Below are 19782 nucleotides of genomic sequence, written 5' to 3'. Positions count from 1 at the left end.
CGTCATGAGCGAGAATCGGCCTACGGCAACATGTCCCGTGAAGAATATTGAGATGAACACTCCGGAGTCGCCGGCGCTAGCGCACTTCCATCTGCTGGATGAGTGTCAGGACGAGGCCCGGCCGGTCTTCCGCAACACCGAGGCCGGCATTGGTTACTGGGTGTTCACCGACAACTCGGTGATCCTGGACGGACTCCAGCACCCGGAGCTCTGGTCCAGCAGCGTCATCGTGCCGACGGAACCGGAGCCGCCGTACAAGTGGATCCCGATCATGATCGACCCGCCCGACCATGCCAAGTGGCGCCATGTGCTGGCCGAGTACTTCTCACCGGGTCGCGTCAAGGGCCTGCGCGACGCGCAGCAGAAGTTGGCCGCGGAACTGATCGACCAGGTCGCGGGCGAGGGTGGGTGCGACTTCGTTGCGCGGATCTCGCGGGTGTTCCCGTCGACGGTCTTCCTGACGATCATGGGCATGCCCGTGGAGGATCTCGAGAAGTTCCTGGCCTGGGAGGACATGATCCTGCATCAGAGCGGGGTGGGCGAGGAAGTCAACGCGGCCCGGCTCGAGGGCATGACGCATGTGATGGGTTACTTCTCGGGCCTGATTCAACAGCGACGCGAGAACCGTGACCCGGATGCCGACGACATCGTCAGCAAGGCCATCGACTGGACCATCGACGACGAACCGATCAACGACCTGGAGCTGCTCAACTGCCTGCTGTTGTTGTTCATGGCCGGGCTCGACACGGTCTCCAACCAGCTGTCGTACGCAATGCTGCATCTGGCCACCCATCCGGCCGACCGCGCCCGGATCGTCGCCGAACCGCAGCTCATTCCGAGGGCCGTGGAGGAACTGCTCCGGGTTTATCCGATCGTGCAGACCGCGCGAAAGGCGACCCGGGACATGGACTTCCATGGGTGCCCGGTCAAGGCGGGCGACATGGCGTCGTTCTCGTTGGCGTTCGCAGGCCGGGACGAATCGGCCTACCCCAATGCCCGCACGGTCGACTTCGACCGCGGCGTCACACGTCACCTGTCCTTCGGCGGCGGCCCGCACCGGTGCCTGGGTTCGCATCTCGCCCGACAGGAGCTGGCGGTGGTGCTGGAGGAGTGGCACAAGCGCATTCCGGAGTACGAAGTCTCGGGGCAGCCTATCGAGCACGGCGGTCAGGTGTTCGGCGTGGATTCGCTGAACCTGACGTGGGGCTGAGGCCGTCGACCCATAGGAAAGCACAATGCCCAACACCGTCGGATTCCTCGGCGCCGGACAACTCGGCGAGCCGATGGTCGAGCGATTGCTCGGCGCCGGCCACGATGTCTCGGTGTACGCCCGCCGCGAGGAGATTCGCCGGCGTTTGGAGGCGAAAGGTGCGGTGGCGGCCGCTTCGGTGGCCGACCTCGCGCGCGGGAGCGACGTCCTCATCTCGTGCCTCTTCTCCGACGCCCAGCTGCGCGAAACCGGGCTCGGTCCAGAGGGTTTCATCGCCAATGCGAAGCCGGGTGCGGTGTTCGTCTCTCACACGACGGGCACACTGTCCACCCTCGAGGCGTTGCGGGACAGTTCTGCCGCGGCGCCGATCGTCCTCGACGCGCCGGTCAGTGGCACCGTCGAGAACATCGATGCGGGCACGCTGACCGTGTTGATCGGCGGGCCGAGTGATGCCGTCGCCTCGGTGACGCCGATCCTGGCCGCATATGCCGACCCGGTGGTGGCGACCGGCGCACTGGGCAGCGCGTTGGCGCTCAAGTTGATCAACAATCTTCTATTCGCAGCCAATGCTCAACTTCTCTGTGCAGCAACGCATCTGGGCGTTCGGCTAGGTGTCGACCCGAGTGTTTTGCTGTCCACCCTGCAGGTGTGCAGCGCCGGGAGCCATGTGGCCGCCCACGCCCATCGCATCGGCGGGATGGATCGTTTCGAAGAACTGGCGGGGCCGTTCCTGCGGAAGGACATCTCGGCGTGCCGTGAGGCGGCGGCCGAGGCGGGTGTGGAGCTGGGACTGTTGGGCACCGCTGTGCTCGAGGGGCCGCTGGCCCTGGACGTCGACTCGGCGACCGCAGGGTCAGACCGATGACGGGCCGGCTCGCGGGGAAGGTGGCCTTCATTACCGGCGCCGCAAGGGGACAGGGCCGTGCACACGCGGTGCGGATGGCCGAAGAAGGGGCCGACATCATCGCCGTCGACCTGGCGGGCCCATTACCTGACTCAGTGCGCTACCCGTCGGCCACCGCCGATGACTTCGCCGAGACGGTGGAGATGGTGAAAGCGACAGGTGGCCGAATCATGGCTACCGCCGCGGACATCCGCGATCTGGATGCGCTGCGGACGGCCGTCGACGAGGGCGTCGAGGCCTACGGCCGGCTGGACGTCATCGTGGCCAACGCCGGAATATGTGTCCCGGCGCCGTGGAACGAGATCACGCCCGAGTCGTTTCGCGACATCATCGACGTCAACGTGACTGGCACGTGGAACACGGTGATGGCGGGCGCGCAGCGGATCATCGACGGGGGTCGGGGCGGGTCGATCATCCTGATCAGCTCCTACGCCGGTGTCAAGGTGCAGCCCTACATGGTGCACTACACCGCTAGCAAGCATGCCGTCACAGGGATGGCCCGGGCCTTCGCCGCGGAGCTGGGCAAGCACGACATCAGGGTCAACAGCGTGCATCCCGGTCCGGTCAACACTCCGATGGGCGGTGGCGACATGATTGCCGCGCTGTTCGCCGCGATCGAGACCAACCCCACGCTGAACAACATGGGGACCCCGTTCCTGCCGCAATGGGCCTGCGAGCCGGAAGACGTTGCCGCCGCGGTGTGTTGGCTGGCCTCCGACGAGTCGCGCTATGTGACCGCCACCCGTTTGTCGGTCGACCAGGGCATGGCGCAGTTCTAGCGAAGCGCCGGATCTGATGCCTTTCGACCACCGTCAGCTGCGCGACAAGTGGTATAGCGCCGGTTGGTACTCCGACCGCACCTGCCTGGACGCCTTCGAAGCGGGGGCGGTCGAGCACAAGGACGTGCCGTTGACATTCGTCATCGGCGATTCGGTGTCCAGTCCGACGGTATGCGAAATCCACGACCGGGCCGTGGCGTTGGCGGCGTCGTTGCAGCGGCTGGCGGTGCGCGACGGCGACGCCGTCGCGGTACAGCTGACCAATCGTGTCGAGTGTGCAGTCGCGTATCAGGCGGTGTTGTTGTGCGGGGCAGTGCTGGTGCCGATCGTGCACATCTACGGTATGGCCGAGGTGGCCTTCGTTCTCGACCAGTCGGCTGCGAAGGTACTGATCATGCCAGAGCGGCACGGATCGATCGTGTATAGCAACAGGCTGCAAGATCTTTCGCGGATCGACTCGCTGCAGCATGTCGTCATGCTGGACGCCGAGCCGGGCGAGGGCTATCTCGCGTGGTCGCAACTGGACACACCCGCCGCCCGGTACCGGCGCCCCGCAGTGGCCGCCGACGACGTCTGTCTGCTGCTGTACACATCGGGCACCACGTCGGCGCCTAAAGGCGTACAGCACACCAACAACACGGTTCTCGCCGAGCAGAGAACCATGCCGGCGCTGCTGGCCGGTAAGCCCGACGACGTGTCGCTGGTGACCTTTCCGCCGGGCCACATCGCGGGCGTCGGGTCGATGCTGCGGCCGTTGCTCAGCGGCGCCCGGACTGTCTTCATGGATGGTTGGGACCCGGCGCGGGCGGTCGAGGTGGTGCACCGTTTCGGCGTGACCTGCACCGCGGGCACACCATTTCACCTCGCGGGCATCCTTGATCTGGGTGACACCGGAGACAAGCTGGCAAGTCTGCGGGAGTTTCTGGTCGGCGCCGCACCGGTCGCCGAGGAGATCGGCCGGCGTGCTGCGCAAGCCGGGATCAGCACCTTCCGCAGTTACGGCGCCACCGAACATCCCACCGTCACCGGCGAACACGAGGGACAGCCGCAGTGGGCCCGGCTGGGTACCGATGGAAAACCGCTCCCGGGCTCCGAGATTCGCATCGTCGGGTCAGACGGCACGGACTGCCCGATCGGGATAGGTGGCGAGGTCGTCGTGCGCGGTCCCGATCAATTCATCGGATACCAGGATTCCGCTTTGAACACTGAGGCGTTCACTGACGACGGTTGGTTTCGCACCGGCGATCTCGGGCACCTTGACGCCCACGGCAGATTGACCATCACCGACCGGATCAAGGACGTCATCATCCGCGGTGGCGAGACCATCTCCTCCGGTCAGGTCGAAGAGGTGCTCAACGCACATCCCGCCGTCGCCGACGGCGTTGCCGTCGCGGCCCCGGATTCGCGTTACGGCGACGTGGTCGCCGCGGTCGTGGTCCTCAAACCGGGGTATGCGCTCAACCTCGACGACCTGCGGGCCCACTTCGCGGCATCCGGGCTGGCCCGGCAGAAGACCCCGGAACGTCTCGCCATCGTCGACGAGCTACCGCGCACGTCGTTGGGCAAAGTGCGCAAGGCGCAACTGCGCAGTGACCACTTCGGCGCCGCTAGGCGTTAGTGTGACCGGACCCCGAAGTCGATGTCCGCAATGCCGGAGAACGGCGTGAAGCCGGCCTTGTCCAGCCATGACGGCGCTGCCTTATGTCCCGGTTCGGGGCGTGCCCAGTCCACCCAGGAGCCCCAGTCCTCGCGGCGCAACTTCTGTTGCAGCGTTTGCGGATGCGCGTCGGCGGCCGTGGCATAGCGCTTCGCGAATTGCTTCATCTCGGCCGGAATCCAAACGTCCTCCTCGGAACGCCACTTGCCGCCGCCGGCATACTCGATGAATTGATACGAGGGGAAGTCGATGGGCAGACCGCCCGGTTGCGGATTGTCGGCGCGATTGAGCACCTTGTATGCGACCCGCGTGCCGTCGACGATGTACCAGACCAGCGGACTGTAGACCTGCGGTGCGGCACCCATCGTTCCCTCGAGGAACTTAGTGATCTCCGTCGGGCCGGTGAACGTTCCGTAGAAGTGGTCGAAGTACGTCGCGTCGTCGGTGAACAGGTGTGCCCAGGCGTGCCAGTCCTCGAGTACCGGCCCGGTCATGAAATACCGCCGGAACTCCCGCTCGACCTCTTCGACGTCCGCCGTGGTAGTCATCCTCCGAGCCGCAGGCCCGTGTTTCGGGTGCCAAACACGTCGGTGGCCATGATGGCGCCGAGTTTCTGTGCATCCCAGCGCTTTTCGCCATTCGAGACAGACGCGACGGGGTGCCAGCCCTTCAGGAGCTGGAGATGTTCGCCCATCGCACGGATCACTTGACCGCTGACGTGGCCGGCCTCGGGGCTGGCCAGCCAGGCCACCACCGGCGACCCCAGTGAGGGGTCCTTGGGGTCGAACTCGTCCTCCGCGCGCTCGTCGGGCTCGATCGGAGCCTGCGCGCCGGGCATGGAGGCCGACATCCGGGTGCGCCCACCCGGGCTGATCGCGTTGACGGTGGCGCCGATCGACGCCAACTCCAGGCTCAGTGTCTGGGTCAGACCGACGATTGCGGCCTTGGCCGCGCTGTAATTGGTCTGCCCGAAGTGGCCGTGCAGACCGGCGCCGGAGGTGGTGTTGATGATTCGGCCGTAGACCTTTCCGCCGGATTCCTTCGATTCCGCGCGCCACTTGCGAGCGACCGCGCGGCTGGTGAGCCAGCTACCGCGAACGTGCACCCGCATCACCAGGTCGAAATCGTCGGCGGTCATGTTCCAGATCGCCTTGTCGCGAACGATTCCTGCGTTGTTGACGACGATGTCCAGCCGCCCCAGCTGCGAGTAGGCACGCTCGACGGCGAGGTCGACCTGCTCCTCGTCGCCGACATCGCTGAAGTCGGAAACAGCGGTACCACCGCGGCTTTCGATGATCGCCACCACCTCGTCGGCCACCTTGCCGGTGCCCTCGCCGGACAGGCTGGTGCCGAGGTCGTTGACGATCACGGTGGCGCCGTGCTTGGCGAGTTCGAGAGCGTGGCCCCGGCCGATGCCGTGCCCCGCCCCGGTCACCAGGGCGACTTTGCCATCGAGCAGTCCGGTCATGGGTTCTCCTCGCTAGGTGTGAAGACTGTCAGATAGGGGCTGTCGGGATCGGTGTCGTCGACCGGGCGGAAGACGGCGGTAACCGGCATTCCGACCCGAAGGTCGTCGAAGTCCGCGCCTTCAATCGTCGTCATCAGCCGAGGGCCTTCGGTCAGTTCGACGAGCGCGGCGACATACGGCACTCGCTCCTTGAACGGCGCCAGATCATTCACGTAGACAGTCGAATACGTGTAGAGGGTTCCAGTTCCGCTGGCCTGTACGGGCGCAACGTCCTCGCTCCAGCAGAACGGGCAGAACGGGCGGGGGTAGTGATGGACCTTGCCGCACGCTGAGCATTCGGCGATCAACAATTGACCCTGCCTGGCGGCCTCCCAGTAGGGAGCGCTTGCCGCGTCGATGGTCGGAATGTCAGCGCGAGCCACCTTTACCACCCGGTGAACTCGGTCGGTCGTTTCTCCACGAACGCCTGCACGCCCTCGGTGGAGTCGTGTGAATACGACTGGATCTCCTGTGCCATTGCCTCCGCGACGAATGCACCGGAGCGGTCGGTGTCGGGTGAGTCGTTGAGCAGCCGTTTGGTGAACGCGATCGCGGAGGTCGGCGCTCCGGCCAACCGGCCGGCGAAGTCGGCGACCGTAGCGTCGAAGTCGGCGGCGCTGACCACCCGGTTCACCAGACCTAGCGTGAATGCTTCGGTGGCTGAGAGCTTTTCGCCGAAGAACGCCATCTCCTTGGCTTTCTGCATGCCAATGCGGCGGGGCAGTAGATAACAGCCGCCGCCGTCGACAACCAGCCCACGCTTGACGAATGACTCTGCGAAGTAGGCGTTTTCAGTAGCGATCACCAGGTCGGAGGCGTACACGACGTGGGCCCCCAGGCCCGTGGCCGCACCATGCACTGCGGCAATCACCGGTTTATTGCAGTCCAGCACGCTGGCCACCAGCTTCTGGGCGCCGTTCATGATGCGCCGGGTCGGCTCCAGCACTCGCTTCTCGCCCCGCGCGCGCCGTTCGGCGAGCGATCCAACGTCGGCGCCGGAGCAGAAGTGCTTGCCGTTGGCCCGCAGCACCACCACACGTACCTTCTCGTCGGCGTCGGCGGCGGCCAGTAGCGCGATGAGGGCATCGCGGTCGTCGGGACGTACCGCGTTGGCGGCTTCGGGCCGGTTCAGGGTGATCGTCAAGACGCCGTCCGCGATGTCGGACAAAACTGCTGCCTGCGTGTTCATGGTGTGTACGTGGCCTTCAGGTGTTTGATGCCGTTAACGAAGTTCGACCTCAGCATGACCGGTTCGCCCGCGGCGGTGATGTCGGGGTAGCGCGCGTAGAGCATCTGGAATGCCACGTTCAGCTCAAGCCGGGCCAGGTGCGCACCCAGGCAATAGTGCGGTCCCGGGCCGCCGAAAGCGATGTGGTTGTTGGGTTTCCGCGCGATGTCGAAGCGCTCCGGCTGGTCGAAGACCGCGGGGTCGCGGTTGGCGGCGGGATACCAGACCACAACTTTGTCGCCGGCGTTGAAGGTGTGGGTGACCTCGCCGTGGGCGTCGGTCAGCGTCACGCCGTCGCGGGTCACCGTACGGCGAAAGTGGATCACCGGGCTGGCGTATCGCAGGATCTCCTCGACCGCGGTGGACACCATGTCGTCGTAGTTCGCCAACAGTCGGTCGCGCTGCTCGGGGTGGGCGCTGAGAATGAGCAGCCCGTGGGTCAGTGCATTGCGGGTGGTCTCGTTGCCCGCGCCGATCAGCAGGATGAAGAACTTCGCCAGCTCCTGGGGTGTGAGGTTTTCTTCGTCGGAGTTGACCAGTTTGCTGATCACGTCGTCGCGGGGATGGGCGATGCGGTCCTCGGCGATGCCCTTGAGCAACTCGATGAGCTGCTCGCTGATTTTGGTGACCGCGGCTCCGATGCCCGCGACGGTCTGGTCGGGTACGTACTCGGGGTCCGAGGCGCCGAGCACGATATTGGTCGCCCGCAGGATGAACTGTTCGTGTTCGCGTGGAACGCCGAGCATGGTGTCGATAATGCGCAGCGGCAGCAGCGTGGCGAACGAAGAGACGAAGTCGCACTCACCCGTGCGCGGCATCTCCTCGAGGATCTCGGCGGTGGTCTCTTCGACCAGGCCACGCAGCTCGGAGAGTATGCGCGGGGTGAAGCCCCGCGAGACGATCTTGCGTAGCCGCATGTGTTCGGGATCGTCCATGTCGATGATGGAGCCGCGGTATTCGCGCATCTCGGCGGTCTGGTCGAAGATCTGCGTGCCCTGCCCGGAACTGAAGTCGCCGGGGCGGCGGCTGATGTCGACGACGTCGCGGTGGGCGCCGATCGCCCAGAACCCTCGGGGCCGCGGCGAGTCGGGTCGGTTGGTGCGGACGAACACCGGGCCGCCGGCCTCGCGAAGGCGCCGGTAGAGCTCGCTCCGTTCAGCCGGACGCTCCTGCCACCACCGCAGATCGATCAGTGGTGCGAACTGCTGCTCGTCGGTGTCGATCGCGCTCACAGCACCCGATTCTGGCACCCATGTCACTTATAGGCAATGCCGGGGTGCTGGATCAGATCGGGCAATGTCTCAATATTTGTTCGCTCGCGGCACGAGTTATCTAACGTTAGTGTCACTGCAAACGGAGGAACGGAGAAGAGCACATGACTTTACGGGTCGGCATCATCGGCGTCGGGTGGGGCGCACGTGTGCAGGTGCCCGGTTTCCGGGCGGCGAAGGGCTTCGAGCCCGTCGCGCTCTGTGCGCGTACACCCGATCGGCTGGAGCGTGCGGCGGCCAAACTGGGCATCGAACAGACCTCCACCGATTGGCAGTCTTTCGTTACCCGCGACGACCTAGACGTCATCTCGGTCGCGACTCCCACCGTGCTGCACCACGAAATGACGATCGCCGCACTGGCGGCGGGGAAGCCGGTGTTGTGCGAGAAGCCGCTGGCGGGCGACCTCGAAGCGGCCCGCCACATGGTGCGTGCTGCGACCGATTCCAAGCTGCCCACCGCCTGCTGTTTCGAAAACCGGTGGAACCCGGACTGGTTGGCAGTCGCCGACAAGGTGCGCTCGGGCTTTCTCGGTTCGCAGTACCTCGCCCGGGTCAGTCGCAGCGCGTCGTATTGGCATCCGAGTCATCCGCTGCAGGCACATTGGATGTACGACCGCGAGCAGGGCGGCGGCTATCTGGCCGGCATGCTGGTGCACGATCTGGACTTCCTGACCAGCCTGCTCGGCCGCCCGGTGTCGGTGTGCGCGGAGGTGCGCACCAGCGAACCTGTCCGCGAACTGCCCGACGGGGGGACCCTACCGGTCACCGCCGATGACACCGCGGCACTGCTGATGCGTATGGAGTCGGGGGTGACCGTCATTTTGAGCCTCTCCGTTATGGGCGCCCACGCCGATCACTACCGCCTCGAATTGTTCGGCTCCGATGGCACCATCATCGGCGACGGCGACTTGCGTTCCGCGGCATACAGCCTCGGCGCCGCCACCGATGCGGGATTGAGTCCCCTGACGGTGGATGAACGCGAACCCGCGCACCCCGAGCGGTTGCCCGGGGGCCTGGCGGGTCACGCCAGCAGGGCTATGGCGCTGATGCTGCAGGACTGGCTGCCCGCGTTCGACGGTGGTCCCAGCGGCGCGGCTACCTTCGAGGACGGGCTGTTGTCGCTCGCGGTGATCGACGCCGCGCACCGCTCCGCCGAAGGTGGAGGGTGGGAGCAGGTGCAGGTTTGAGATGTGCGACTAAAAATAGGCTTCACCTCGACGGTGGCGGGACCCGAATGAACTGCGTCAAGAGTGAACAACGGCGCGGCTTGCAACGTCGTGATCGCCTGCCGTTGGCTCCGACGATGTGATTGATCGTCAAGCGCAGAGGGCTGTAGTCGGGACGTAATCAGTAGCGGAAGGGAAGTGCCCAATGAGAGGCGGACCGTCGATCAAGCATCTCGACGACGTACCGGCTGAGGAGATGCTGCGTTATGAGTTCGCAGATGGCCGTACGGCGTCGATATGGGAGAAGTGGATTGAGCTGTCTCCCCGGTACTTCGCGTTCTGGAACAAGTGGGACCCGGGGGCCATCTCCTCGCAGCACGGTCACACCGGCGATCACAGCAATTTCATCCTGGCCGGCGAGATCCGCTGCGGCGACGTGGTCGCCCGCGCAGGCACGCACATCATGCTTGAGTGGGGGGACGTATTCGGACCTTGGGAGGCCGGCCCGCAGGGGTGTGAACTGTATGGGTTCATCGCCGGTGAGGGACAACCGTTCGGCGGCGATACCGCCGCGTACGAGGCACTGCTCGAGGCGCGTGGCGCCCGGTCGGTACCGTTACCGATGCCAAAAAATCTACCGCCGTGGATACGTGCCAAACTGGGTGCCTCATTCACCTCATCGATTACCAACTGGGTGGCGTCGACCTGAGCCGCGCGGGTGTAGCGCCCGGTCGTCGGGTTAGTTGAGGGACGAGCCGGCATCAACCGTCACGTGCCGGCCGGTTATCGCTCGCGATTCGTCCGCCGCCAAGAATGCCACCGCGGCGGACGCATCCGTGTCAGCCCAGGTCGTAACAGGCCATGACATGGTGGAAAGCGACGCCGCGCCAACGCGATCAACGTCGAGCATGACGGGCCGATACAGCCGTCCGGCGTAGCCAGAGTCGTAGCCGTTCTCCGAACCGCTGGCGGTATTCACCCGAATACCAAGCGGGGCAAGCTGTTTAGCTAGCATCTGCACATACTGCGAAACCATCGACTGCGCGAGTTCATACGCCGCCCCGCCCGGTCCCTGCGGCCGATCGTGAAGAGGTCCTTGCGCCGACGATGAGGGACCAGAAGCGATAAGGGACGCGCCTTCGCTCAAACGTGGCATCGCGGCGCTGAAAGTGTTTACCACGCCGAGAAAGTCGACGTCGAACGTGTCGATGAAGGCCGCGATCGGGGCTTCCGCCCGAGTTGGGGCGATGGCGGCGCTCGCGACGACGACGTCGAGCGCGCCGAGTTGCCGTACCGCGGTGTCGACTGCGATCTCCATTTCGGTTCGATCGCAGACATCGCAGCGGTACACCGCCGCTCGTCGGTCGAGCTTCTCGATCATGCAAGCGGTGCGGTCGAGGTCTTCGCTAGTGGCGAGCGGATAGTCACACGAAGGGATGTTGTCACACAGATCTACCAACATGATGTCTGCGCCTTCGCGGGCCAAACGTAGCGCGTGGCTTCGACCCCGTCCTCTGGCTGCACCGGTCACGAGCGCCACCTTGCCTGCCAGACGTCTGCTGATCACGTCGCTCCTCCCCAGAGCCATCCCGCGGTCGCGAGCGTCCCGGCAGTGTCCACGCACTTCAGCCGAGGAGATGACATCTCGCTTCCTTTCTCACGCTGCACTCGGTCGATGTGCCGCCAGATCGTCCGGTCACGTGCCCAGCGGACCTCGTATGTGAGACCGCATTGCCTCAGCCGAGTGATCCCTCGGCAGGCGGATAAATCAGTACGCCACGGATATTGGCGCCGGCGTGCATGTCGGCGTAGCCGTCGTTGACCTTCTCCAGGGGGTAGGTGCGGGTGACCATGGATTCGAGGTCCACCTGCCCGGCGCTGTACAACTCGAGGATCTTAGGGATGTCGGCACGGGGATTGCCCGAGCCGTAGAGGGTTCCGACAATCTGCTTCTCGGTCAGGGTGAGGTCCATCAGATTAGCCCGGATCTCCCGTTCCAGCATTGGGTGGATGTTGGTGACCACCAGCCGGCCACGCTTGGCCGTCATGGCCAGCGCCTGGCCGACTAGTTGGCCGTCACCGACTCCCATAGCACAGATGAACTTGTCTACGCCGCGGTTCCAGGTAGCTTCGGCAACAACGGCTTTCGCCTCGTTCCAGTCGGCCGCGGTATGAGTGGCTCCCATCTTGACCGCTTCGGCCCGTTTGTACTCCGAGGGGTCGATGACGGTGATGGTGCGGGCACCCGCGAGCCGCGCGCCCTGGACTGCCGCGGCGCCGATGCCACCGACCCCGGCGATGGCAACGGTGTCGCCCGGCCTGACGTTGGCGGCATAGACCGAGGATCCCCAACCGGTGATGAAGCCGCAGCCCAGAAGACAGGCCAGGTCGAGGCGATAGTGGTCCGGGATCTTCACGCAACTGGCCTCGTGCACCACGGTGTGGTGGGCAAACGAGCCGATACCGCAGGCCAGCGCGAGGTCGTCGCCACCGAGATGGTGGCGAGCGGTGCCGTCGTGAATCTGCATGCCCGAGTAGATCTTTGCGCCGAGGTCGCACAGACTCTGGTGGCCCGTCGAGCACGACGGGCACCGTCCGCACGACGGGATGAAGCTGAACACCACGTGGTCGCCCGGCGACAGCCACGACACGTGCTCACCGACGGCCTTGACCACGCCCGCGCCCTCGTGCCCGCCGATGCAGGGCAATCGGATCGGCATGTCGCCGGTGACGAGATGGTCGTCGGAGTGACACATGCCCGAAGCGTGTAGTTCGATCAGCGCCTCGGTCGCCTTCGGCGCGTCGAGCTCGATGGACTCGATGGACCAGGGTGTGTTGCGTTCGAACAAGACCGCTGCTTGAGTCTGCACTGGAATCCCTTCCGGCTCAACGGATGATGGCTTGATGCTCGACAAACCCGGCGATGCCCTCGGGGCCCCCCTCGCGGCCGATGCCGGACTGCTTGAATCCGCCGAACGGGCTGGCGAAGTCGAGCACGGCGGTCGAGTTGACGGCCACTGAACCCACCAGCAGCTGGGCCGCCACCGCCGCCGCCCGTTCCGCGTCGGCAGACCACACCGCGCCGACCAGCCCGTACCGGGAGTCGTTGGCGATGGCCACCGCCTCAGCGACGTCGTCGGCGCCGGTGTCGTCGTAGGCGATCACGACCGCGACCGGTCCGAAGACCTCTTCGCGGGCGATCTCCATGTCGTTGGTCGCGGCGACGACCGCGGGAGAGAGGAACCACCCTGGACGGTTGGGCCGCTCGCCGCCGACCAACACGGTGGCGCCGTCCTGCCGCGCGCGCCGCAGGAACCCCTCGACCCTGTCGCGCGCAGCCTCGTTGATCAGCGGACCGATATCGGTGGCCCGGTCGGCGGGATCCCCGACGATCAGCTCGGCGACGGCGGCCGTCAGTGCGGCCACAAATTCGTCGTAGCGGCTGCGCGGCAACACGATTCGCGTCAGAGCGGCGCACAGCTGACCGTTGTTGCCCATCACGCCGGCGACCAAACCCGGCACCGTCGTCTCAAGCGGCGCATCGGGCAGCACGATGGCCGCGGACTTGCCGCCCAGTTCGGTGCTGCAGCGGCGGATTCGGGAGCCACACGACGCTGCGATCCTGGCACCGACGGCCGTCGAGCCGGTGAAGCTGACCTTGTCGACCCCCGGATGTTCGGTGAGCAGCTCGCCGGTTTCAGCGCCCCCGTTGACGACGTTGACGACTCCGTCGGGCAGTCCAGCTTCCTCGATCGCCTCCATCAGCACGCCGAATTCGAGCGGGGCATCGGGCGCCGGCTTGAGCACCACTGTGCACCCCGCCGCCAGGGCGGGACCGAGCTTTAGCGCTGCGATGAACAGCGGTGTGTTCCATGGCACGATGGCGCCGACCACGCCGACGGGAAGCTGACGCACCTCGACGGTGCCGCCCGTCACCGATGGACGGGTGGTCGAGAAGGGATAGTGCGGGGTGATCGACGCGTAGGCGCGCAGCACGCCGACCGCGGTGATGACCTGACCGAAGGTGCTCCAGGATCGCGGCGAGCCGATCTCCGCGGTGGTCAGGTCGGCCAGTTCACCCTTGCGGGCGCTCAGCGCGTCGGCGAGTCGCCCCAATGCGGCACCGCGATCGGCAGGAGCGACCCGCCCCCACGACTGCAGCGCGCCGCGGGCGGCGGCGACCGCGGCGCCCACGTCGTCGGGGCCGGCAATACCGACGGTGCCCAGCAGCTCGCCGGTGGCCGGCGACGTCACATCCAGTGTTCCGGCGTGCGCGCCCGACACCCATTTGCCTGCGGCATAGCTTGCCGCCAACTCCACCATGGGCACCGATTCTGGCAGCAATGTCATCTTTGGACAAGCAGTCCATTGGCTAAGAAGCGACGATTTAGTTTCAGGTCTTCACTTTTTCTGACAGTATTGGTCACTATGAGTGCATCGTCCGATAACGACGCCGACGGTAATTCCGGACGGCCGTGGGACCTGGTCGTGGAGCAGGGCAAGGTCGCCGAGTTCGCTGAGGCCATGTTGTGCGACGATCCCGCCTACCGTGGTCCTGACGCGATCATCCCGCCGACATTCCTGACGACCGCAGGCCGCTGGGCCCCGGCCGGTGTCCGGGTTGACGTGGGTTTCGACCGCAAGCGCTTGCTGCACGGCGAACAGGAATACACCTTTCACTCCGCCCCGCCCGCGGCCGGTGACGTCCTGACCGCACGGGAGAGGATCGTCGACCGGTACTCGAAACCGGGCAAACGTGGGGGCACGATGCGTTTCGCCACCGTGGTTACTGAGTACCGCGACGCCGGCGGAGCGCTCGTCGCCGAGGCCAAAGCCACCTTCATCGAGACGGCCCCCCGATGAGTCCCGGCGACGGCGCAGGCGGACAGACCACGACGACCACCGCATTGCGTGTCGGCGTGCAGGCGCCGGTCCGCGAGTTCGGACCACTGACTCGGCAGATGTTCGTCCGCTACGCAGGCGCGTCCGGTGATTTCAACCCCATGCATTACGACGATCAACTCGCGCGTTCCGCCGGCTACCCTTCGGTGTTCGCCCAGGGCATGTTCTCCGCGGCGCTGCTGGCCGGGTTCGCCACCGATTGGCTGGGCGCGGGCAGCGTGCGCCGTTTCGGCGTCCGCTTTCGCGAGCAGGTCTGGCCGGGCGACGTGTTGACCTGCTCGGGCACCGTGACCGCCGTGTCGGCGGAGCCTGACGCCGAACGGGTGATCGTGGAGTTGACCGCTACCCGGCAGACGGGCGGCGTCGCGATCACCGGCACCGCCGAGTTCGTCAACCCGCGGAACGCCGCTCGATGCGGCGCGGGTGACGCGGATCGGCCATAGGCTGGAAACATTATGTCCGAAGCCTCGATCGTCCGCCGGGCCAGCTACGGCCCCTCCAGCCCCGCAGTGGGCGCTCGCGGTGCCAACACCCGGGGCCGTATCGCCGAGGTCTCGCTGGAGCTATTCGGCCGGGTGGGCTACTTCGACACCTCGGTCGACGCGATAGCCAAAGCGGCAGGGGTGTCCCGGGCCACCCTGTACCAGTACTTCAAAGGCAAGGACGAGATCTTCCTGGAGCTGCTCAACGAATGCGGCAGCGCGTTGTTTCGGGTGGCGCGTCGCATCGGTCCGCTCGGCCCGGACGAGGTCGGCTTCGACAATCTGAACTGGTGGCTAGGGGAGTGGAGTTGGGTGTTCGACAAATACTCCACGATGTTCGTGCAGTGGACGGCGATCGCCTCGTCGGACACCAAGGTGCGTCCCGAAATCACCCGGTTTGTACGCGGTTATAACCACCGCCTCGCGGAGCGGCTCGCCGGCTCGGGCCTCAACGGCCTGGACCCGGAGGTCGCGGCCATGGCGATGACCGCGCTGGTGCACCGCCTCAATCTGTTCGTGCACACCGACCGGGCTTACGGTCGCAGCGCCAAGGACGCGGTTGACACGCTGTCGGTATTCCTGCAGCTGATGTTGTTCCCCGATACTCCGCGGTCGGTGTTGACGTCGTTAGGTCTGCATGCCAGCGCAGACCCGGGGGCTGACGTGGACGCGCTCGAAGTGCCCCCGGCGCCAGACGTTTCGGGGCTGTCGGTCAGCGAGCGCACCGCCAGCCTCAGTAAGCGTGCCGTCATCACGGTGAATGCTCTGGCCGATGCCGGCGCCGCTCAATTCCGTGCGCGCGGCTACCGCAGCACCAGTGTCGACGACATCGTCGAGTCGGCCAGCGTGGCGCGAGGTACGTTCTACAAGTACTTCAAAGACAAGCAAGATCTGCTCGCTGCCGTGGCCGCCGAAATCTACAGCGCCGGAATGGCGTTCGCCGACCGGATCGCCGAGGTGGATCCTGTGGGCAAAACGTCTACGCTGCCGCACTGGCTGGGCACCTACGTCGAGTTCTACGACAAGTATTCGGGCTGCATCGAGGCCTGGGCCGAGGGCGCCACCGACGATCCCACGATCGTCAGCATCGGCGAGAACGGACAAGTGCAGATGGACATCGGGGCGGCCAGGATGCTGATCCGCGGATCGGATCGGTACCCGTTCGATCCGGTGGTCTCGGCACTGATCTTACGGGCGCTGGTCACCCGCGTGCCGCAGGCGGCCCTCGATCTGCCCGAGCCGATCGACGACGACGAACTCATCGATGTGTTGATCACCTGCATCCGCCGCGGGTTCTTCGGACGCAAGAAGTAAACGGGCTCCGCTATGCGGTCGTAACACCTTGGGCGACAAGCTCATCGATCGCCTTCATCGAATATCCCAAATCGCACAATATTTTTCGGCTGTGCTCACCCAGCGCGGGCACGTCACCGATCAACGGATCGACGCCGGCCAAGGCAGCGGGCGGCGGCAGCGCGGCCGCCGGACCGCCCGGTGTCTGAATCTCCTGCCACCGGTCCCGGCCGACGAGCACCGGATGCAGCCACAATTGGTCCACATCATTCATCCGGGCATGTGCCACGCCGGCCGACTGTAGGCGCTTCTCGAGCTCTTCAGCGCTCAGCCGCGCGGCCGCCGCAGCGATGATCGCCTCCAACTCGTCGCGGTTCGCCACCCTATCGGGATTCGTGGCGAATCGCGGGTCGGCGACGAGATCCGCTCTGTCCAAGACGGTCTCGCAGAGCCGTTGCCATTCGGCTGGGTTCTGTACGGCGAGCAACACGGTTCCGCCGTCGCCCGCCGTGAACGGGCCGTACGGAGCGATCGTTGGATGTCGCGCACCCGTACGTTTCGGCGCCGTTCCACCGTATCGACCGTAGTAGAGCGGTTGGGACATCCATTCGACCAACGCGTCGAACAACGACACTGACACCGGCCGGACAACGCCGGTCGTGGCGCGGGCGTAGAGCGCGGTGAGGATTCCGGAGAAGGTGAACATGCCCGCGGCGATATCGGCGATCGACACTCCGGTGCGCGCCACTTCGTCCGGCGAGCCGGTCACCGACAACAGTCCCGCCTCGGCCTGCACCAGCAGGTCGTAGGCCTTGCGGTTGCGCCAAAGGCCGTCCTGCCCGTACCCGCTGATCGTGGCCGTAACGGTCTGCGGGTGAGTGCGGGAAACCGATTCGGCATCTAATCCCAGCCGGGCCGCTGCGCCCGGTGCAAGATTTTGCACCAGCACGTCGGCGCCCTCCAGCAGACGGTCGAAGATGCGTCTGCCTCCGGGTTGCTTGATGTCTACGGTCAACGACTCTTTGCCGCGATTGAGCCAGACGAAATAGCTCGACTCGCCGTGCACCGCGCGGTCGTAGCCACGGGCGAAGTCGCCACCCTGTGGTCGCTCGACCTTGATCACCCGCGCGCCGAGATCGGCGAGTTGGCGGGTCGCATATGGCGCCGCGACTGCCTGTTCGAGGCTCACCACAGTGATGCCCGCCAACGGGGCATTCGTCATGCGGTGCCTCCGAGGATGATGTGACGAAGATGTCAGAAGAACGATATCAGTTTGTGGTCTTCAATTTCGAATTGCACATGACGTACCGAAATCTGTGAGTACGCAGTGTCAGATGACGGCTGGACTGGTCAGGTGGGAGGCCGCGACGGCCATTCCGGTGATCCATTCCGGCACCGGCTCGTAGACCAGCGGCGTGACCGGCCGGCCGCCACCTGCCGCGCCGGCGGCAAGCCAGGTCCGGACCTCGTTGGCGCCCGCACCGGCGCGGGCGTGGGCGGTGTCCACGAGTTGAACCAACGCGGCGACATCCCAAATCGACATGGCATCCAACACTTCGCCGTCCCAATCGGGACGGATCTTGGTACGCGCGTCCGCCATACCCTCGGCGATGATGCGCGCCCGGTCTTCGTCGCTGAGGTCGTAGGTGTCGACCTCTAAACTCGGCGGTGAATGTGACAACCCTCCGGTGCCGATCACCAGCACCCGCTCGGCGATCCCGTCGAGGAACCGGCCGACTTCCGCGCCGAATTCAGCGACCCGACGACCGTTGGGCAGCGGAGCCGTGGCACAGTTCACCGGCACCGGGATCACCGGCTTGATCGCCAACTCCCCGAGTAAATCCCGAACAGGCTGCGCGAACGCGTGATCCAGCCCGATGTCGCGACATGCGGCGACATCGAACCCGGCCGACAGCAGGTGTTCACACAGCTCGCGTGCCAACGTGGACGGGACATCCAGGTCGCCGGCCGGATGGCCGCCCTCGGCCAGAATCGACGCGGACAGCGCCACCCCGAAGGCGGGCACCACGTGGCGGAATGCCCGACGATGGTCGCCGCCGAACACAATGACGACGTCGGGATCGAACTTCTGCGCTTGCTCGGCCGCTGATGTCAGTGCCGAGCGGAACCGGCGACCGAAGGCGTGTTCGACATCGCGTTCCTTGCCCGGGCTATGGCTCGCGCAGACCACCAACCGCTCCGACGTCACGCTCATCACCTCTTCGCTTGAAGTGACACCAATGTTAGATGAGTCGCCGTCCAGCCATGGCATCACACCGTGATGACGATGCCTTGCGTCAGCGCCACGACGGCGCCGAGGATCACGATGAACGCCACGCATGCCGCAACAAGGCGCACGGTCTCCCCGCGCAGCGCTGCATCGGTCTGCGGAGGCAGGAAGAATTCGGCGGCCAGATCTTTCATGCGGTCACTTGTCACCGCGGCTCCTTTCGGATCACGGAACGTAGGGGCTGTCGGCGCCGGTCACGGTGCGCAACACCACCAGCGGAATGATCAGGAAGACGAAGAAGGTGACTTGGAAGACGATGAACCAAGCGCCGAGCCGCATGAGTTCGAAGCGCCACCGCGGAATCACCACGTCGTAGTTGAGGTAACCGTCGAATTCTTGCTGTTTGGTCAAGACCGCTTGCCTGGCAGCCAAGGCCGTTGCGCCCCGACTCTCGGTGTGGCCGGTCGGATGCGACCCGGTCCGCGGGACGGTGAAACGATCCAAGCGGCAGAATCGCTCGAAATGGTTGAGGCCGCGAATCGGCGATTTACCGGCCCAGTAGGCGATCAGATTGGGCCACACACACATGATGCCGATGGTCCAGAGCAGCGTGATGCGACCCCCGTTGCCCCACTGGAGAACGGGTCCAATGCCGGGATCGTATGTCCACCAACCCATTGCCGTAGCGGTGCCCTCGACCACGAAGTCCCAGACGTAGTTGACCGGAATCGCAAGCACCAGCATGGATTTGAGCATGCTCCAGCCGAACCGTGTGGACACCCATTGACTCAGCCACAGCACCAGGATCGCGTGCACTCCCCAATACACCGCGTACGCGAACGGCATGAACAACGGATCGTGGGGCGTCTTGATCGGCAGCCACTCGAGCAGATGGTGTTGCGCGAAAGCCGGACTGTAGAACAGCATCTGGCCCCAGTCACCGATCGTCTCCATCCAGTACACCGCGAGGCTGTTGAACAGGAACAGAAACCCCCACGTCAGGCGACGCCGCCGGATGACATCGGCGATCGCCAGAACGATGAATAAGCCGCCGGCGATCGGTATCACCCAGTTGAAGAACCAGACACCGGATGGATGGAGGGTCGCCGGTGGCGCTAGCTGTGACGTGGCGAAAAGCATCGTTGCCTCTCAG

The 19782-nt window shown here is 65.4% G+C and carries 21 protein-coding genes; 9 read left to right on the top strand and 12 right to left on the bottom strand.

All coding sequences use genetic code 11. The features are described 5' to 3' along the window. The first annotated feature begins 52 nt into the window (after positions 1 to 52). Genes QGN30_RS18730 through QGN30_RS18715 form a run of 4 tightly spaced genes read left to right on the top strand, consistent with a single transcriptional unit; the run spans position 53 to position 4511 of the window. Positions 53 to 1210, top strand: a complete 1158-nt coding sequence (locus QGN30_RS18730) for a cytochrome P450 (protein WP_009953850.1) — start codon at positions 53 to 55, stop codon at positions 1208 to 1210. Positions 1211 to 1235: 25 nt separating this feature from the next. Further along, entirely contained in the window at positions 1236 to 2075 is an 840-nt protein-coding gene (locus QGN30_RS18725; RefSeq protein WP_225330865.1) for an NAD(P)-dependent oxidoreductase, read from the top strand. Beyond that, positions 2072 to 2893, top strand: a complete 822-nt coding sequence (locus QGN30_RS18720; protein WP_014379538.1) for a mycofactocin-coupled SDR family oxidoreductase — start codon at positions 2072 to 2074, stop codon at positions 2891 to 2893. The genes QGN30_RS18725 and QGN30_RS18720 overlap by 4 nt, the downstream gene beginning before the upstream one ends. 16 nt (positions 2894 to 2909) lie before the next feature. Then, on the top strand, positions 2910 to 4511 hold the full coding sequence (locus tag QGN30_RS18715) for an AMP-binding protein (protein ID WP_014382037.1): 1602 nt from the start codon (positions 2910 to 2912) through the stop codon (positions 4509 to 4511). Here QGN30_RS18715 and QGN30_RS18710 read toward each other — a convergent pair. Genes QGN30_RS18710 through QGN30_RS18690 form a run of 5 tightly spaced genes read right to left on the bottom strand, consistent with a single transcriptional unit; the run spans position 4508 to position 8517 of the window. After that, positions 4508 to 5098 carry a nuclear transport factor 2 family protein gene (locus QGN30_RS18710; RefSeq protein ID WP_014382038.1) on the bottom strand — a complete coding sequence of 197 codons (591 nt, stop codon included), beginning with the start codon at positions 5096 to 5098 and terminating at the stop codon, positions 4508 to 4510. The two genes, QGN30_RS18715 and QGN30_RS18710, sit on opposite strands and share 4 nt — an antisense overlap. After that, positions 5095 to 6018 (bottom strand): SDR family NAD(P)-dependent oxidoreductase, encoded by a 924-nt coding sequence (locus tag QGN30_RS18705; RefSeq protein WP_009953855.1) that lies wholly within the window; start codon positions 6016 to 6018, stop codon positions 5095 to 5097. Before QGN30_RS18705 ends, QGN30_RS18710 begins: the two co-directional genes overlap by 4 nt. Then, the gene (locus tag QGN30_RS18700; protein WP_009953857.1) at positions 6015 to 6449 is read right to left on the bottom strand and encodes a Zn-ribbon domain-containing OB-fold protein; all 435 of its coding nucleotides are present in this window, start codon (positions 6447 to 6449) and stop codon (positions 6015 to 6017) included. Before QGN30_RS18700 ends, QGN30_RS18705 begins: the two co-directional genes overlap by 4 nt. Next, positions 6443 to 7246 (bottom strand): enoyl-CoA hydratase/isomerase family protein, encoded by an 804-nt coding sequence (locus QGN30_RS18695; protein WP_011724944.1) that lies wholly within the window; start codon positions 7244 to 7246, stop codon positions 6443 to 6445. The genes QGN30_RS18700 and QGN30_RS18695 overlap by 7 nt, the downstream gene beginning before the upstream one ends. Continuing rightward, the gene (locus QGN30_RS18690; RefSeq protein WP_014382040.1) at positions 7243 to 8517 is read right to left on the bottom strand and encodes a cytochrome P450; all 1275 of its coding nucleotides are present in this window, start codon (positions 8515 to 8517) and stop codon (positions 7243 to 7245) included. The genes QGN30_RS18695 and QGN30_RS18690 overlap by 4 nt, the downstream gene beginning before the upstream one ends. A gap of 143 nt (positions 8518 to 8660) precedes the next feature. Between QGN30_RS18690 and QGN30_RS18685 the strand changes: the two genes are divergently transcribed. Beyond that, a complete protein-coding gene (locus tag QGN30_RS18685) occupies positions 8661 to 9743 on the top strand; it encodes a Gfo/Idh/MocA family protein (RefSeq protein WP_038535469.1) in 1083 nt (360 codons plus the stop codon). A gap of 184 nt (positions 9744 to 9927) precedes the next feature. Next, positions 9928 to 10431 carry a hypothetical protein gene (locus QGN30_RS18680; RefSeq protein WP_011724946.1) on the top strand — a complete coding sequence of 168 codons (504 nt, stop codon included), beginning with the start codon at positions 9928 to 9930 and terminating at the stop codon, positions 10429 to 10431. A gap of 30 nt (positions 10432 to 10461) precedes the next feature. Here QGN30_RS18680 and QGN30_RS18675 read toward each other — a convergent pair whose 3' ends face one another. From QGN30_RS18675 to QGN30_RS18665, 3 genes are all read right to left on the bottom strand, one after another. Then, entirely contained in the window at positions 10462 to 11253 is a 792-nt protein-coding gene (locus QGN30_RS18675) for an SDR family oxidoreductase (protein WP_080516395.1), read from the bottom strand. A 205-nt stretch (positions 11254 to 11458) separates the two neighbouring features. Then, positions 11459 to 12592, bottom strand: a complete 1134-nt coding sequence (locus tag QGN30_RS18670) for an NDMA-dependent alcohol dehydrogenase (protein WP_085289264.1) — start codon at positions 12590 to 12592, stop codon at positions 11459 to 11461. A gap of 16 nt (positions 12593 to 12608) precedes the next feature. Next, entirely contained in the window at positions 12609 to 14072 is a 1464-nt protein-coding gene (locus tag QGN30_RS18665; RefSeq protein ID WP_038535475.1) for an aldehyde dehydrogenase, read from the bottom strand. A 78-nt stretch (positions 14073 to 14150) separates the two neighbouring features. Here QGN30_RS18665 and QGN30_RS18660 point away from each other — a divergent pair, with 78 nt between their 5' ends. From QGN30_RS18660 to QGN30_RS18650, 3 genes are read left to right on the top strand one after another with little or no spacing between them, the layout of a single operon-like run. Next, positions 14151 to 14585 (top strand): FAS1-like dehydratase domain-containing protein, encoded by a 435-nt coding sequence (locus QGN30_RS18660; RefSeq protein WP_080749702.1) that lies wholly within the window; start codon positions 14151 to 14153, stop codon positions 14583 to 14585. Next, entirely contained in the window at positions 14582 to 15067 is a 486-nt protein-coding gene (locus QGN30_RS18655) for a MaoC/PaaZ C-terminal domain-containing protein (RefSeq protein ID WP_009953867.1), read from the top strand. Before QGN30_RS18660 ends, QGN30_RS18655 begins: the two co-directional genes overlap by 4 nt. A 12-nt stretch (positions 15068 to 15079) precedes the next feature. Further along, positions 15080 to 16420 carry a TetR/AcrR family transcriptional regulator gene (locus QGN30_RS18650; protein ID WP_038535478.1) on the top strand — a complete coding sequence of 447 codons (1341 nt, stop codon included), beginning with the start codon at positions 15080 to 15082 and terminating at the stop codon, positions 16418 to 16420. Between the two features lie 10 nt (positions 16421 to 16430). Here the strand turns inward: QGN30_RS18650 and QGN30_RS18645 are convergent, their stop codons facing one another. The 4 genes from QGN30_RS18645 to QGN30_RS18630 all read right to left on the bottom strand — a co-directional run bounded on the left by QGN30_RS18645 (position 16431) and on the right by QGN30_RS18630 (position 19769). Next, the gene (locus tag QGN30_RS18645) at positions 16431 to 17621 is read right to left on the bottom strand and encodes a CaiB/BaiF CoA transferase family protein (RefSeq protein WP_038535480.1); all 1191 of its coding nucleotides are present in this window, start codon (positions 17619 to 17621) and stop codon (positions 16431 to 16433) included. A gap of 108 nt (positions 17622 to 17729) precedes the next feature. Next, positions 17730 to 18614: a 3-carboxyethylcatechol 2,3-dioxygenase gene (locus QGN30_RS18640; RefSeq protein ID WP_080749703.1), complete on the bottom strand. Its 885-nt coding sequence runs from the start codon at positions 18612 to 18614 to the stop codon at positions 17730 to 17732. A 56-nt stretch (positions 18615 to 18670) separates the two neighbouring features. Further along, positions 18671 to 18838, bottom strand: a complete 168-nt coding sequence (locus QGN30_RS18635) for a DUF7156 family protein (protein ID WP_157742820.1) — start codon at positions 18836 to 18838, stop codon at positions 18671 to 18673. Positions 18839 to 18854: 16 nt separating this feature from the next. Continuing rightward, positions 18855 to 19769, bottom strand: a complete 915-nt coding sequence (locus QGN30_RS18630) for a spirocyclase AveC family protein (RefSeq protein ID WP_157742821.1) — start codon at positions 19767 to 19769, stop codon at positions 18855 to 18857. Positions 19770 to 19782 lie beyond the last annotated feature (13 nt).

It is taken from the genome of Mycobacterium sp. 3-98 (genome assembly GCF_035918355.1).
Classification (GTDB): Bacteria; Actinomycetota; Actinomycetes; order Mycobacteriales; family Mycobacteriaceae; genus Mycobacterium; species Mycobacterium intracellulare.
Note: the sequence above shows the minus strand (reverse complement) of the source record. Positions and strands in the feature narration are given on the sequence as shown.